Here is a 13,618-nt window from a genome sequence, read left to right as displayed (position 1 = left end):
GTCAGAGCTTGCGCTTGCCCAGGCCCACCTTCTCGTAGATGGAATTGATGTGGTCCTTCACCGCCTGGGGCGTGTCGTCCTTCGCCGGCGTGTGGCGCCAGCCGAGCTTTTCCCGCGCGTAATTCCCCATCACCTCGTCCTGGTCCGAGGTGCCGCCGCTGATGCCGTAGGCGCCCACCATCTCATTGCCCTTGAAGACCGGCGCGGCCCCGCCCGAGATGAAGATCTTGCCGCCGGTGAAGACCGCGGCGTTGACCGCGAGCTGCGGGTTGCGCTCCCGCAGCCATTGCTGCGTGACCAGGCCATCCTGGAAGCGCGGGCTCATCGAGCGGAAGGCCGCCATGGTGAAGGCCTTGGCGGAGGCCGTTTCGGGCGTGATCCAGCCGGCCTCGTCCATCCGCTCCATCGCGATCAGGTGCCCCTCGGGGCCGACGATCGCGACGGAGACGGGCACCTGCATCTCCTCCGCCTTCTCCATCACCGCACGGATGAAGCGCCGGCATTCGGCGAGCTTCAGCTTGGCCATGTCTCTGTCTTTCCTGGTCTCAGTTGTTCCGCGCACCGGAGGCTTCCACCACCCGCGCCCATTTCGTCGTCTCCTCGGCGATGAGCCGCGCGAGTTGGGCCGGCCCGCCCTCGAGCACGTCGAAGCCCTGCGCCGTCAGTTGCGCGCGCGTCTCGCCGGTGTTCATCGCCACCCGCACCGCCTCGGCGAGGCGCGCGATGATGGGCGCGGGCGTGGCACCGGGCGCCATCAGCCCGAACCACACCGCGCTGACGAAGCCGGCCAGCCCGGCCTCGATCATCGTCGGCAATTCGGGGGCGGCCGCCGTGCGCGTGGCGCCGGTGGAGGCGAGGCCGCGCAGCCGACCCGCGCGCACATGCTGGATCACGGTGGAGGCGGGCGAGAACATCACGCCGACGCGGCCGGCCAGCAGGTCCGTCACCGCCTGGCCGCTGCCGGGATAGGGCACATGCGTCATCCGCACGCCGGTCATCAGGTTGAAGAGCTCGCCCGAGAGATGCGGCGCCGTGCCGATGCCCGAGGAGCCGAAGAAGAGCTGCCCGGCGCGGGCGAGGGCGATCAGCTCCGCCACGTTCTGCGCCGGCACGGAGGGGTGAACCACCAGCAGGTTCGGCACGCTCACCAGGGGTGCGATGGGCGCCAGGTCCCGCGCGAAATCGAAGGGCAGGTCGCGCTGCAGGCTCGCATTGATCGTGTTGGCGACGGAGCCCAGAAACAGCGTGTAGCCATCAGGCGCCGCGCGCACCGCCTGCTCGGTCGCGATGTTGCTGCCCGCCCCCGGCCGGTTCTCCACCACGATGGCCTGGCCGAGCGCGGTGCCCAGTGGCGGCGCGATGACCCGCGCCGCGACATCGGCGGCACTCCCCGGCGGGAAACCCAGCAAGAGGCGCGGCGGCCGGGCGGGATATTCCTGGGCCGAGGCCAGTGCGGGGGCGAGCGCGGTGCCGAAAAGAACGCGGCGCGACAAGGGCATGATGGACACTCCCGGAGGTGGCGCGATTCCCGCGCTCTGGCCCGGGACTACACCAGCGCGGCGCGCGAGCGTCCAGTCACGCGGCGGCGCGCAGCGCCTCGCGCCGCGTCTCGGTCACGCGCATCACACCCACCACCTGGCCGAGATTGCCGGCGACGAGATGCACCATCTCCGCCGGCATGGCGTGCAGGCCGAGTTCCACGCGCAGCATCTCGCCCTCGCGCCGGGCCAGCATGTGGTCGGGCGTCAGGTCGCGCTTGGCGAAGGGTTGCAGCAGGCGGGGCAGCAGGCCGGGTTCGGCGAAGGCGTCCACGGTGAAAAGCACATCAGCGGTCATGGGAGTCGTTCCTGGAATGGGGTGGCGCGAAGACCCGGCGCGGCGACGCGCCACGGGATCGCGGCGCGGATCAGCCGGCCGGGCGCGTAATTCGCGGAAAGGACGCCATCAGGAACATGCCGTCACCATGCACAGGCGCGCTCAGCGAAGCAAGGCCGGAAGCAGGGCATCGAGGCGCACGCGACCCTCGGATGTGGCCACCAGCCGCCCCCCACGCCATTCGAGATACCCCTCCTCCAGGCAGGCGGAGAGCATGGCCGGGTCCACCGTGTCCACGAAGCGCAGGCCGCTGCGCGCCTCGATCCGCGCGGGGTCCACGCCTTCCGCGAGGCGCAGGCCCATGAGCAGCGCCTCCCGCCCGCGGTCGCGCTCGGAGAGCGCCTCCTCCTCCACCGCCGCATGGCCGGATTGCTCCACGCGCAGGGCCCATTCCTCCGGGCCGCGATGCCGGCGCGTCGCCCACATGACGCCTTCGCGCAGCAGCCGCTGATGCGCGCCCGGCCCGATGCCGAGGTAATCACCATAGCGCCAATAAGCGAGGTTGTGCCGGCTCTCGGCCCCCGGCTTCGCGTAGTTGCTGACCTCATACGGGGTCAGGCCGAAGCGTCGCGCCTCCTCCGCCGTCGCCTCGTACATGCGGGCCGCGTCATCCTCATCCGGCAGGGCGAAATCGCCGCGGGCATATTGGGTGGCGAAGCGCGTGCCGGGCTCGATGGTGAGCTGGTAGAGGCTGAGATGATCCGCCGCCAGCGCCAGCGCCTGGCGCAACTCGGCCCGCCAGCTCGCCTCGGCCTGGCCCGGCCGGGCATAGATCAGGTCGAAGGAAAGGCGCGGGAAGATGGCGCGGGCGGCTTCCAGCGCCGCGATCGCCTCGCCCACATCATGCCGCCGGCCCAGGAAGCGCAGCGCCTCCACATCGAGCGACTGCACGCCGAGCGAGGCGCGGTTCACGCCGGCGGCGGCGAATTCGCGCAGCTTGCCGATCTCGACACTGGTCGGGTTGGCCTCCAGCGTGATCTCGGCATCGGGCTCCATGTCGAAATGCGCCCGCGCATCGGCGATGAGGGCGGCGACGGTCTCGGGCTCCATCAGGCTCGGGGTGCCGCCGCCGAAGAAGATGCTGGCCAGCGGCCGCCGGCCGACGCGCTTGGCCTCATGCGCCAGCTCGCGGCGCAGCGCGGCGCGGAAGCGCGCATGATCCACGCCGCCCTCCCGGACATGCGAGTTGAAGTCGCAATAGGGGCACTTCGACGCGCAGAAGGGCCAGTGGATGTAGAGGGCGAGCGGCTCGGTCATGCCGCCTTTCAGCCCATCACCAGCGCCGATAATAGCCCCCGCCATACCAGGGCCGGCCCCAGCCATAGCCCCAGCCGAAGCCCACGCGCGGCCCGACATAGAAGGGGTAGGGCGCCGCATAGACGGGCGGCGCATAGACCGGCACGGGCACATTCACCTGCAGGGGCTGCACGTCATTGCCGTAGCTGGCCATGCATTGCGAATAGATGACGTCGTAGCGCCCCTGCATGCTGAGGTTGGTGTTCTGCGCCGCACCCGCGCCCACCGCGCTGCCGGTTACGAGCCCAGCGCCCGCGCCGATCGCCGCCCCCGCCCCGGCATTGCCGGTGGCCGCGCCGATCAGGCCACCCGCCACGGCGCCCACCGCGGTGCCGATGGCGGCCGAGCCGAGGGCCGATTGCGCCGCCGCCTGCTCGGGCGCCACGCCCAGGCTGTTGAAGGCATTCTGCTGGCAGAAGGCGTCCTCACGCTGGAACTGCGCGAAATCCTTGCCCTTGGGGGGCATGGCGACGACGCTCGGCCCCGTCGGCGGCCCGACGGTGCAGGCGCCGAGGCCGATCGCGGCCAAACCCAGGATCCAGATGCGTGTCATGGCCAACCTCCGGCCGTTGCTTGGGCCGGAGATATGGCGCTTTCAGGGCGGGCTTGGAGGGCCCGAATTGTAACGCCTATTCAACGCCCTTCACTCGACCCCGGGCGGCAGCAGCGAGACATGCGCGGCCACGATCCGCCACCCCTCATCGGTCCGCAGCCAGGTGTGGCTCTGCCGGCCGATGCGGTCGCTCCCGTCGCGGCGGAAGCTGGTATTCGCCACGCCGAAGTCGCGCCCGTAGGTGGTAATGACGGTGCGGATCAGCTCCCGCGCCAGGCCCTGGCTGGGGCGCGCGGCGCGGAAGGCCGCGATCTCGGCATAGGAGAACAGGTTCTCCGTCACGCCGAAGCGCAGCGTGTGCTCATTGTTGTAGAACAGCTCGTCCAGCACCGCGACGTCGTTCGTCACCAGCGCCTTCTCGTAGCGGTAGAAGGCGGCCGAGACCTCGGCATGCACGTCGGGGATGTTGATCTCGTACATGGTCAGGCCTTCACGTCAGGGGCTTTGCAGACGCCCATCTTCTCCAGCATGGCGGCCACACGGAAGAGCTTCGCCTCGGCCCAGGGGGCGGCGATGAGCTGCACGCCGATGGGCATGCCACCCGGCGTGCCGAGCGCCACCGGATCGGCGATCGGGGCCGCGATCACCGGCAGGCCGATGCAGGAGATGGGCTGGGTGAAGACGCCGAGATTGGGCCGCACCGGGATCATGGCGCCCTCCACCTCGATCATCTCCTGCCCGATCTTCGGCGCCACATAGGGGGTGGCTGGGGCGATGATCACATCCACCTCGTCGAAGACGGCGAGCGCCTTGGCGCGATAGGCGGCGCGCACGCGCTGCGCCTGCTGCAGCCAATGCGCCGGCAGCAAGGCGCCGGCCAGGAAGCGGTCGCGCGTCGCGAAGTCGAAATCCTCGGGCCGGGTGCGGAGGTTGGGCAGATGCAGGTTCGCGCCCTCCGCCATGGTGATGAGGAAGGCGGCGGCCCGGCCCAGCGCGGCATCGGGGATGGTCACGCGCCGCGTCGCGCCCAACGCGCGGGCCACGGCCTGCACCGCCGCGAAGCCTTCGGCATGGCCGCCGCGCGCGAAGTGGTCATCGGCCACCGCGATGCGCAGCCCGCCGGTTTCGGGGCTGAGATCCACCGGCGCGGCACCCACCCAATGCTGCGCGGGGTCCTCCGGGTCCTCGCCCTGGAGGGTGTTGTAGGCGAGCGCCAGGTCCGCCAGTTCGCGCGCGAAGGGGCCCAGATGGTCGAAGCTCGCCGCGAACAGGAAGCCACCCGTGCGCGAAAGCCGCCCATAGGTCGGCTTCAACCCCCAGATGCCGCAGAGCGAGGCGGGCACGCGGATCGAGCCATTGGTGTCGCTGCCGAGGGTGATCGGCACCAGCCCGCCCGCCACCGCGGCCGCGCTGCCGCCGGAGGAGCCGCCGGCGATGCGCGTCAGGTCATGCGGGTTGTGGCAGGGGCCGAAATGCGCGTTCTCGGTGGTGAAGCCATAGGCGTATTCATCCATGTTGAGCGCGCCGAGCATCACCGCCCCCGCTGCCTGCATCCGCCGCACCAGGAAGGCATCGCACGCGGCGGGCGGGCTGTCGCGCTCGATCTTGGCGCCGGCCAGGGTGGTGAGGCCTTGGAGGTCGAAGAGGTTCTTCACCGCCACCGGCACGCCGGCCATGGGGCCAGGGTCCTGCCCCGCCGCCACCTTGGCATCCACCGCCGCCGCCTCGGCCCGGGCGCAGGCGGCCGTCACCTCGGTGAAGGCGTTGAAGCGGGGATCGCGGGCGGCGATGTCCGCCAGACGCTCCTCCACCACATCGGCGGCGCGGCGGCGCCCGGCGCGGATCTCGGCCGCGAGGGAGACGGCGCTGCTCATGGCGTCTTCCGTGGCACGTAGACCGGCGCGGCCTCATCGGCCGGCGTGATCTTCATCTGCTCGATCAGCCCCGCCATGCGCTTGGCCAGCGCCAGGTTCATGGTGATGCCCGGCAGATGGGCCGGGTTCAGCGTGAGGCCGATCGCGGCCGCCGCCTGTTTCGCATAGGCTTCAGGATCGAATTCGGGCATGGGGTGGTCCCTCCGCAAGGACAACTGGCGCAGCCCGGCGCGCCGCGCCAGTGGGTTGCGGGCGGTTCATTTCGGCCGGATCACCCGGCCTGCGCGCGCCCCGTGCAATCCTGCCCGGCGCTTGGGCATGTCAAGATTGACCCCGCTGCCCTCCCCTGCCATCCCCTGCCCATGACCGCCGATCCGCAATACCAGAACATCCGCGCCTGGCCCTTCGAGGAGGCGGCCAAGCTCGCCCAACGCATGGCCGCCACGGGCAAAACCGCGGCGCTGTTCGAGACCGGCTATGGCCCCTCGGGCCTGCCGCATATCGGCACCTTCGGCGAGGTGGCGCGCACCTCCTGGGTGCGGCGCGCCTTCACGAAGCTCACCGGCCTGCCGTCCAAGCTCATCGCCTTCAGCGACGACATGGACGGGCTGCGCAAGGTGCCGGACAACATCCCGAACAAGGAGTTGCTGGTCCCCCACCTCGGCAAGCCGCTGACGCGCATCCCGGACCCCTTCGGCACGCATCCCAGCTTCGGCCAGCACAACAACGCGCGGCTGCGCAGCTTCCTCGACGAATTCGGCTTCGAATACGAATTCGCGTCCAGCACCGAATACTACGCCTCCGGCCGCTTCGACGCGGCGCTGCTGCGCATGCTGGCGCTGCATGACGAGGTGCGGGAGGTGATCCTCCCCACCCTCGGGCCTGATCGCCGCGCCACCTATTCCCCCTTCCTGCCGATCCATCCCAGGACCGGCATCGTCATGCAGGTGCCGGTGGAGGCCACGAATCTCGAGGCCGGCACCATCCTCTGGACCGACCCCGACACGGGCGAGCGCTTCGAGACCCCGGTGACGGGCGGCCATTGCAAGGCGCAATGGAAGGCCGATTGGGCATTGCGCTGGCACGCGCTGGGCGTGGATTACGAGATGTCCGGCAAGGACCTGATCGACAGCGTGAAGCTCTCCAGCCGCATCTGCCGCGTGCTGGGCAGCGAGCCGCCCGTCTCCTTCACCTATGAGCTCTTCAACGACGCGCTCGGCCAGAAGATCAGCAAGAGCAAGGGCAATGGGCTGACCATCGAGCAATGGCTGGAATATGGCCCGCCGGAGAGCCTCGCGCTCTTCATGTTCGCCTCCCCCGGCTCGGCCAAGCGCCTCCACAAGGAGGTGATCCCGCGCACGGTGGATGAATGGATCGGCCACCTGGCCAAGCTGCGCGCGCAGAACGACCCGGCCAACCCCGCCTGGCACATCCATGACGGCCAGGTGCCGAATTTCGCACCGCCGCCCGTCTCCTACGCCACGCTGCTGAACCTGGCCGGCATTGCCAACACCGACGACCCGGAGCGCCTCTGGGCCTATCTGCGCAAGTATCACCCCGGCCTGACGCCCGAGGGCGAGCCGGTGCTGGACCGCATGATCCGCAATGCCTGCGCCTATTGGCGCGACTTCATCGCGCCCGAGCGCAAGTTCCGCGCCGCCACGCCCGAGGAAGCCGAGGCGATGCGCGGCCTCGCCGCCATCCTGCTGGAGCGCGCGCCGGAATTCGCGGCCCTGCCCGCCGGGGCCGAGCGCGAGGCGGCGATGCAGAACGCCGTCTATGACGCCGGCCGCCGCCCGCCCTTCGCCGTGCCCAACAAGGACGGCTCCATGGGCGTCGGCCGCGCCTGGTTCCAGGCCCTCTACGAGGTGCTGCTGGGCAAGAGCGAGGGGCCGCGCTTCGGCGGCACCGTCGCCGTCATGGGCGTGCCCGAGACGGTGGCCCTGATCGAGAACGCGCTCACCCGGGAGAATGCCTCCGCGTGAAAGGCGCGCTGGGTCTCCTGAAGCGCCACGGCGCCACAGCCTTCGGGCTGCTGCTGCTGGTCGGCGCCATCTGGGTCGTGCATCGGGAGTTCCGCAACCTCTCGGTCGCGGATGTCGAGCGCGCCATGCAGGCGATCCCGGCCTGGGCGCTGTGGTGGGGTGCGGGGCTGACCGTCCTCGCCTACCTGGTTCTCGCCATCTATGACTGGCTAGGCGCGCGCTATGCGGGCCGGCCGTCCAGCTGGGGGCGCGCGCTGCTCGCCTCCTTCTGCGGCTATTCGCTGGCGCACAACCTGGGCTTCGCCGCCGTCTCGGGTGCGGCGGTGCGCTTCCGCCTCTATTCCGCCTGGGGCTATTCGCCGCTCGAAATCGGCAAGGTGGTGGGCTTCACCTCGCTCACCTTCGGCCTGGGCGGCATGGCGCTGGGCGGCATGGTGCTGCTGGTCGAGCCCGAAGTGCTGCCCTGGGCGGGCGACCACCTGCCGCGCTGGCTGCTGCAGCTCGCCGCCCTGCCGCTCTTCGGCGTCGTCATCGCCTATGTGCTGCTGAGCCGCTTCCGCCGCAGCATCCGCGTCTTCGGCCATGACGTGGAATTGCCCGGCGTGCGGATGGCGATCGCGCAGAGCCTGCTCGCCACCGTGGATGTGGCCGTCACGGCGGCCATCTTCTACGTGCTGCTGCCGCCGGCCGAGGGCCTCACCTTCCTGCGCTTCATCGGCATCTACCTCGCCGCCTATGCGCTCGGCATCACCGCCTCCGTCCCCGGCGGCCTCGGCGTCTTCGACGGCGCCATCATCATCGGGCTCGCCCCCTATATGGGGGCCGCCGAGGTGGTGGGCGCGCTGCTCGTCTTCCGCCTCTACTACTACATCGTGCCGCTGTTCATCTCCGGCGCGCTCTTCGCCGGTTTCGAGATCGGCCAGCGGCGGGATTCGCTGAAGGCGCTGAGCCGCGGCGCCATGCCGCTGGAGGTGCCGATCCTGGCGGGCCTCGTCGCACTCGGCGGCGCGCTGCTGGTCTTCCTGGGCTCGCTGCCTGTCTCCGCCCTCGTGCTGCAGGACTGGGCGGGGTATGAGGCCGCGCTCGCCTCGCAATTCGCCGCCTCCGTCGTGGGCTCGCTGCTGCTGGTCATGGCCTTCGGCCTCGCGCGGCGGCTGCGCCTGGCCTGGGGCATGGCGCTCTTCCTGCTGGTGAACGGCGCGGTCATCGCCTGGCTGCGCGAGGAGCATTGGTGGACCTGGGGCCTCTTCCTGCTGGTGGCCGCCCTGCTCACCACCATGCGCGCCGCCTTCTACCGCGAGAGCCGGCTGCGGCGCGAACCGCTCTCGAACGAGATGCTGCTGCCGCTCGCCGCCGTCGCCATCTGCGGCGTGGCGCTGGCCACGCTCGCCAATGCCAGCCGCCTCCAGCGCGAGACCTGGATGGAGGTGGTGCTTTTCGCCGGCGCCCCCATCCAGCTGCGCTTCACCGTCGGCATCATGGTGCTGCTGCTGCTGGTGGGCATGGTGCGGCTGCTGCGCCCCGCCCGGATCCGGCCCGACCCGCTGGACGAGAGCAACCGCACCCGCCTGGAATCGCTGGGCGCCTGCCTGCCCCAACGCGCCGATGGCGTGATCTGGGGCGAAGCGGGGCGCGCGGGCTTCGCCTTCACCCGCTGCGACGAGGTCTGGATCGCCCATGGCGATCCGGTGGGCGATCCGCGCGATGCCGTCTCCGCCATCTGGCGCTTCCGCGATTATTGCGAGCGCCAGGGCGGCCGCCCGGCCTTCACCGGCGTGGGGCCCGATTTCCTGCGCTACTACGCCGATATCGGCCTGCAGGCCCTGCCCGAGGCGGGCAATCCGGGCCGCTTCATCGCCTGCGACGCCGAGCATGACGCGGCCCGGCTGCTGCGGGCGGCGAATGGCGGGTAAAGCCCCCGTTGCGAGGCTGATTCACGCCTTTGGCGGGGCCACCAAAGGCGATCAGACCTGCCGCGAGGCTGATTCACGCCTTTGGCGGGGCCACCAAAGGCGATCAGACCTGCCGCGAGGCTGATTCACGCCTTTGGCGGGGCCACCAAAGGCGATCAGACTCTAGACCATCCGGATCAGCGTCCCGTCCTTGCGGATCGCCTGGTGGAAGATCACCGCCGCCACATGCGCGGCGACAAGCAGCACGATGGCCCAGCCCAATGTCTGGTGCAGCCAGAGCAGGACATTGGCCCCCCACTCCCAGGCCGGCATGAACTTGGGCAGGTGGATGAAGCCGAGATAGGCCGTGGCCCCCTGCATCGGGAAGCCGAAGGCATTGGTGGCGAAGAAACCGAGGATCGGCTGCAGGATCAGGGCGCCGTAAAGCGCGTGATGCACGCCCGTGGCGGCCAGGCGCATGGGCGCGGGCAGGCTCGTCTCCACCGGGACAGGGTGCTTGATGCGATACCACAGGCGCAGCGAGGCCACGATGAGCAGCGTCAGCCCCGCGCTCTCATGGATCGCGTAGAAGCCCATCTTGCTCGCATCCTTGATGTGGCCGATCACGAAACCGGTCGGTAGCGCGATCAGCATCAGCGCCACCGTGATCCAGTGGAACCACTTCGCCATCGGGGAATAGGCCATGCGCGCCTCCATCCAGGGTCGGACCATCCTTGCATGGGAATGATCGCCGCGCACGCGGATTGGTCGGTGGCGCCCGGCAAGCGCTGGGCGGCGGTGGCGCGGCGCGGGGCGGAGGGCTGGCGGCTGGAGGCCCCCCGCCCGGTGGGTGACCCGGCCAGCTTCGCCGCCGCCCTGCTCGCCGAGGGGCTGCCCGCCGCCCTGGGGCTCGACCTGCCGCTCGGCGTGCCGCGCGCCTATGCGGCGCAAAGGGCGGAGGCCGGCTTCCTCGATTTCCTGCGCGCCCGCGCGGGTGATGCGCGCTTCTTCGCGGTGAACGAGACGCTGGCGACGGCATGCGTCGCCGCGCCCTTCTACCCGCAGCGCGGCGTGAAGGGCATGACCCGCGCCGCCCACGCCGCCGCCCTCGGCCTGCCGGACGCCGAAGCCCTGCACCGCTGGTGCGACCGGGCGACCGCGAACCGGCCTGCCGGCGCGCCGCCCTTCTGGACGCTGGGTGCCAACCAGTCGGGCAAGGCTGCCATCACCGCCTGGCGGGACTGGCTGGCCCCCGCGCTGGCGGCCGGCGCGCCGCTTTCCCTCTGGCCCTTCGAGGGCAGGCTGCACGCGCTCCTCTGCCCGGGCCGCCTGGCCCTGGCCGAGGTCTATCCGGCCGAGGCGCTGCGCCAGCTCGGGCTCCGCCTCGCCGGCAGCAAGCGGGACCGAGCGGCGCGCCTCGCCCTGGCCGGGCCGCTCCGCGCGGCGCTGGACCGGCTGCGCATCGCCCCCTCCCCCACGGCGCTCGCGATGATCCAGGACGGCTTCGGCGCGGATGCGGCGGGCGAGGACCGCCTGGACTGCACCCTCGGCCTCATGGCGCTGGTCGCCGTGCTGGACGGCCTGCGGGAGGATATGGTCCCGGCCGATGACATGGTGCGGCGCTGGGAGGGTTGGGTGCTGGGCCAGAGCGACTGGCCGAAGGGCGTGCCCCGCCTCAGCAGGTGAGGACGACGCCGCCCCCGATGCGGCTGGGGGTGGACTGCTCCCGCCCATTGCCGACGATGATCACCCGGTTGCCGTTGGGCGGCAGGCGGAAGACGGTGCTGAACAGGGCGGGGTTGGTGGTGGTGTTGGTCATCCGGAAATTCACCCGGAAGGTGACCTCGCGCGCGGTCATGTTGGTCACCTGCACGGAATAATCGAAGGTGCCGCCCGCGCCGTGCCGCGCAAAGGCGGCATCCACGCGCAGCAGGTTGCCGGTGATGCAGTTGCCCCCCTGCGCCAGGGCCGGGCCGGCCATCAGGGCCATGCCCGCGGCGATCATCCAACGGACCATCAGACCACGCGCCTCCGCCATCGGCTTCCCAGGGTGGGAGACGCTACACGAAGCCCCGGCCGGACGAAAATCCCCCCGTTCCGCCGCCCCCCACATCTGTGCTGGCAATTTGGCGCGCTTGCGCCTATGTGTGCGCCGCACAGTCATCGCCTGTGCCCGCAACCCAAGCAATTGATTGCCACGCCGCCCGGCCCGCCCACGGTCCCGGGCCTCACACTTGCCCGGAAGTCCTGATCCATGCCCATGCGTAACCTCGCCATCATCGCGCACGTCGACCACGGAAAGACCACCCTGGTGGACCAGCTGCTGAAGCAGGCAGGCACCTTCCGCGAGAACCAGCAGGTCGCGGAGCGCGCGATGGACCGCAACGACCTGGAGCGCGAGCGCGGCATCACCATCCTGGCCAAGTGCACCGCCGTGGAATGGAAGGGCGTGAAGCTCAACATCGTGGACACCCCCGGCCACGCCGATTTCGGCGGCGAGGTGGAGCGCATCCTCTCCATGGTGGATGGCTGCGTGCTGCTGGTGGACGCCGCCGAGGGCGTGCTGCCGCAGACCAAGTTCGTGCTGGGCAAGGCGCTGGCCCGCGGCATCCGTCCCATCGTTCTGGTCAACAAGGTGGACCGCCAGGACGCCCGCCCGCATGAGGTGCATGACGAGATCTTCGATCTCTTCGCCAATCTCGGCGCCAATGACGAGCAGCTGGACTTCCCCATGCTCTTCGCCTCGGGCCGCCAGGGCTGGGCCGATGAGAGCATGGACGGCCCGCGCCGCAACCTGGATGCGATGTTCGACCTGATCGTCCGGCACGTCCCGCCGCCGGCCGTGGAGGAGGACGCGCCCTTCGCGATGAACGCCGCCATCCTCGAATACGACAACTTCCTGGGCCGCATCCTGACCGGCCGCATCGAGCAGGGCGTGGCCCGCGTCAACATGCCGGTGAAGGTGCTGCGCGCCGATGGCACGCAGGTCGAGACCGGGCGCCTCACCAAGCTGCTGACCTTCCGCGGCCTGGAGCGCGTGCCGGTGGACGAGGCGCGCGCGGGCGACATCATCGCCATCGCCGGCCTCTCGGACACCACCATCCCCGACACCATCTGCGCGCCCGAGCAGCCCGCGCCGCTGCCCTCCGTGCCGGTGGACCCGCCGACGCTCGCCATGACCTTCCGCGTGAATGACGGCCCGCTGGGCGGCCGCGAAGGCAAGAAGGTCACCTCCCGCCAGATCCGCGATCGGCTGGAGCGCGAGACGGAGGGCAACGTCGCCATCCGCGTCACCGTCTCGACCGAGACCGACGCCTTCGAGGTGGCCGGCCGCGGCGAGCTTCAGCTTGGCGTGCTGATCGAGACGATGCGCCGCGAGGGTTTCGAGCTCACCATCGGCCGCCCGCGCGTGCTGATGCGCGAGAACCCGGAAACGGGTGAGAAGGAAGAGCCCTTCGAGGAAGTGCTGGTGGATGTGGATGACGCCTATACCGGCGTGGTCGTCGAGAAGCTCTCGCTCCGCAAGGCGCAGATGCAGGACATGCGCCCCTCGGGCGGCGGCAAGACGCGCCTCACCTTCCTCATGCCCTCGCGCGGGCTGATCGGCTACCACAGCGAGTTCCTGACGGATACGCGCGGCACCGGCATCATGAACCGCCTCTTCCACGGCTATGCGCCCTGGGCCGGCACGATCGAGGGCCGCCGCAACGGCTCGCTGATCTCCAACGTGGATGGCGAGACGACGCAGTATGCGCTGTTCGCCCTGCAGGAGCGCGGGACGCTCTTCGTGGACCCGGGTGCCAAGGTCTATGTGGGCCTGATCATCGGCGAGAATTCGCGCGGCGATGACCTCGAGGTGAACCCGGTGAAGGAGAAGAAGCTGACGAACATCCGCGCCGCCGGCAAGGATGACGCACTGCTGCTGATCCCGCCGCGCCGCCTCTCGCTGGAGCAGGCCATCGCCTATATCGAGGATGACGAGCTGGTCGAGGTGACGCCCTCCGTCGTTCGCCTGCGCAAGCGCCACCTGGACCCGCATGAGCGCAAGCGCGCCTCGCGCCGGGCCGAGGGCCTGCCGGTCAAGGGCGAGGCGGCCTGATCCTGAAAAACCCCTCCGCGAGGAGGGGTTTTTTTGTGCCCGGA

At 70.3% G+C, this 13,618-nt stretch carries 14 protein-coding genes; 4 read left to right on the top strand and 10 right to left on the bottom strand.

What is annotated here, in order from left to right:
* Window position 1: 1 nt before the first annotated feature.
* The 8 genes from ACQ860_RS16190 to ACQ860_RS16155 form a co-directional block, all read right to left on the bottom strand.
* Window positions 2-526, bottom strand: a complete 525-nt coding sequence (locus ACQ860_RS16190) for a GlcG/HbpS family heme-binding protein (RefSeq protein ID WP_431304368.1) — start codon at window positions 524-526, stop codon at window positions 2-4.
* Between the two features lie 19 nt (window positions 527-545).
* The gene (locus ACQ860_RS16185; protein ID WP_431304367.1) at window positions 546-1,499 is read right to left on the bottom strand and encodes a Bug family tripartite tricarboxylate transporter substrate binding protein; all 954 of its coding nucleotides are present in this window, start codon (window positions 1,497-1,499) and stop codon (window positions 546-548) included.
* 76 nt (window positions 1,500-1,575) lie between these two features.
* A complete protein-coding gene (locus tag ACQ860_RS16180) occupies window positions 1,576-1,836 on the bottom strand; it encodes a hypothetical protein (protein ID WP_431304366.1) in 261 nt (86 codons plus the stop codon).
* 141 nt (window positions 1,837-1,977) lie between these two features.
* Window positions 1,978-3,132: a radical SAM family heme chaperone HemW gene (gene hemW, locus ACQ860_RS16175; protein WP_431304365.1), complete on the bottom strand. Its 1,155-nt coding sequence runs from the start codon at window positions 3,130-3,132 to the stop codon at window positions 1,978-1,980.
* Window positions 3,133-3,148: 16 nt separating this feature from the next.
* Window positions 3,149-3,724, bottom strand: coding sequence for a glycine zipper family protein (locus ACQ860_RS16170; protein WP_431304364.1), 576 nt, complete (start codon window positions 3,722-3,724; stop codon window positions 3,149-3,151).
* A 90-nt stretch (window positions 3,725-3,814) separates the two neighbouring features.
* Window positions 3,815-4,204 carry an oxalurate catabolism protein HpxZ gene (hpxZ, locus tag ACQ860_RS16165; protein WP_431304363.1) on the bottom strand — a complete coding sequence of 130 codons (390 nt, stop codon included), beginning with the start codon at window positions 4,202-4,204 and terminating at the stop codon, window positions 3,815-3,817.
* A 2-nt stretch (window positions 4,205-4,206) separates the two neighbouring features.
* A complete protein-coding gene (locus ACQ860_RS16160; protein WP_431304362.1) occupies window positions 4,207-5,598 on the bottom strand; it encodes an AtzE family amidohydrolase in 1,392 nt (463 codons plus the stop codon).
* Entirely contained in the window at window positions 5,595-5,789 is a 195-nt protein-coding gene (locus ACQ860_RS16155; protein ID WP_431304361.1) for a DUF4089 domain-containing protein, read from the bottom strand. Before ACQ860_RS16155 ends, ACQ860_RS16160 begins: the two co-directional genes overlap by 4 nt.
* 171 nt (window positions 5,790-5,960) lie before the next feature.
* Between ACQ860_RS16155 and ACQ860_RS16150 the strand changes: the two genes are divergently transcribed.
* Together ACQ860_RS16150 and ACQ860_RS16145 are read left to right on the top strand one after the other, a co-directional pair.
* Window positions 5,961-7,583, top strand: coding sequence for a lysine--tRNA ligase (locus ACQ860_RS16150; protein ID WP_431304360.1), 1,623 nt, complete (start codon window positions 5,961-5,963; stop codon window positions 7,581-7,583).
* Complete coding sequence (locus ACQ860_RS16145) at window positions 7,580-9,496, top strand: phosphatidylglycerol lysyltransferase domain-containing protein (protein WP_431304359.1); 1,917 nt, start codon at window positions 7,580-7,582, stop codon at window positions 9,494-9,496. The genes ACQ860_RS16150 and ACQ860_RS16145 overlap by 4 nt, the downstream gene beginning before the upstream one ends.
* Window positions 9,497-9,658: 162 nt before the next feature.
* On the opposite strand, the gene ACQ860_RS16140 is transcribed toward ACQ860_RS16145, so the two are convergent.
* Window positions 9,659-10,180 (bottom strand): cytochrome b, encoded by a 522-nt coding sequence (locus ACQ860_RS16140; protein WP_431304358.1) that lies wholly within the window; start codon window positions 10,178-10,180, stop codon window positions 9,659-9,661.
* Between the two features lie 39 nt (window positions 10,181-10,219).
* Between ACQ860_RS16140 and ACQ860_RS16135 the strand changes: the two genes are divergently transcribed.
* Window positions 10,220-11,161, top strand: coding sequence for a hypothetical protein (locus ACQ860_RS16135; RefSeq protein ID WP_431304357.1), 942 nt, complete (start codon window positions 10,220-10,222; stop codon window positions 11,159-11,161).
* On the opposite strand, the gene ACQ860_RS16130 is transcribed toward ACQ860_RS16135, so the two are convergent.
* Window positions 11,151-11,492, bottom strand: a complete 342-nt coding sequence (locus ACQ860_RS16130; RefSeq protein WP_431304356.1) for a hypothetical protein — start codon at window positions 11,490-11,492, stop codon at window positions 11,151-11,153. The two genes, ACQ860_RS16135 and ACQ860_RS16130, sit on opposite strands and share 11 nt — an antisense overlap.
* Window positions 11,493-11,729: 237 nt before the next feature.
* On the opposite strand from ACQ860_RS16130, the gene typA reads away from it, so the two are divergent.
* Complete coding sequence (typA, locus tag ACQ860_RS16125) at window positions 11,730-13,574, top strand: translational GTPase TypA (protein WP_431304355.1); 1,845 nt, start codon at window positions 11,730-11,732, stop codon at window positions 13,572-13,574.
* Window positions 13,575-13,618 lie beyond the last annotated feature (44 nt).

The organism is Sediminicoccus sp. BL-A-41-H5 (assembly GCF_050632405.1).
Lineage (GTDB): Bacteria > Pseudomonadota > Alphaproteobacteria > Acetobacterales > Acetobacteraceae > Roseococcus.
This window is presented reverse-complemented; position numbering and strand designations above follow the sequence as displayed.

What these genes read in the sequence shown, in the direction of transcription:
- ACQ860_RS16190 (WP_431304368.1), bottom strand. Translation starts at nt 526, where the DNA reads ATGGCCAAGCTGAAGCTCGCCGAATGCCGGCGCTTCATCCGTGCGGTG.
- ACQ860_RS16185 (WP_431304367.1), bottom strand. Translation starts at nt 1,499, where the DNA reads ATGCCCTTGTCGCGCCGCGTTCTTTTCGGCACCGCGCTCGCCCCCGCA.
- ACQ860_RS16180 (WP_431304366.1), bottom strand. Translation starts at nt 1,836, where the DNA reads ATGACCGCTGATGTGCTTTTCACCGTGGACGCCTTCGCCGAACCCGGC.
- hemW (WP_431304365.1), bottom strand. Translation starts at nt 3,132, where the DNA reads ATGACCGAGCCGCTCGCCCTCTACATCCACTGGCCCTTCTGCGCGTCG.
- ACQ860_RS16170 (WP_431304364.1), bottom strand. Translation starts at nt 3,724, where the DNA reads ATGACACGCATCTGGATCCTGGGTTTGGCCGCGATCGGCCTCGGCGCC.
- hpxZ (WP_431304363.1), bottom strand. Translation starts at nt 4,204, where the DNA reads ATGTACGAGATCAACATCCCCGACGTGCATGCCGAGGTCTCGGCCGCC.
- ACQ860_RS16160 (WP_431304362.1), bottom strand. Translation starts at nt 5,598, where the DNA reads ATGAGCAGCGCCGTCTCCCTCGCGGCCGAGATCCGCGCCGGGCGCCGC.
- ACQ860_RS16155 (WP_431304361.1), bottom strand. Translation starts at nt 5,789, where the DNA reads ATGCCCGAATTCGATCCTGAAGCCTATGCGAAACAGGCGGCGGCCGCG.
- ACQ860_RS16150 (WP_431304360.1), top strand. Translation starts at nt 5,961, where the DNA reads ATGACCGCCGATCCGCAATACCAGAACATCCGCGCCTGGCCCTTCGAG.
- ACQ860_RS16140 (WP_431304358.1), bottom strand. Translation starts at nt 10,180, where the DNA reads ATGGCCTATTCCCCGATGGCGAAGTGGTTCCACTGGATCACGGTGGCG.
- ACQ860_RS16135 (WP_431304357.1), top strand. Translation starts at nt 10,220, where the DNA reads ATGATCGCCGCGCACGCGGATTGGTCGGTGGCGCCCGGCAAGCGCTGG.
- ACQ860_RS16130 (WP_431304356.1), bottom strand. Translation starts at nt 11,492, where the DNA reads ATGGTCCGTTGGATGATCGCCGCGGGCATGGCCCTGATGGCCGGCCCG.
- typA (WP_431304355.1), top strand. Translation starts at nt 11,730, where the DNA reads ATGCCCATGCGTAACCTCGCCATCATCGCGCACGTCGACCACGGAAAG.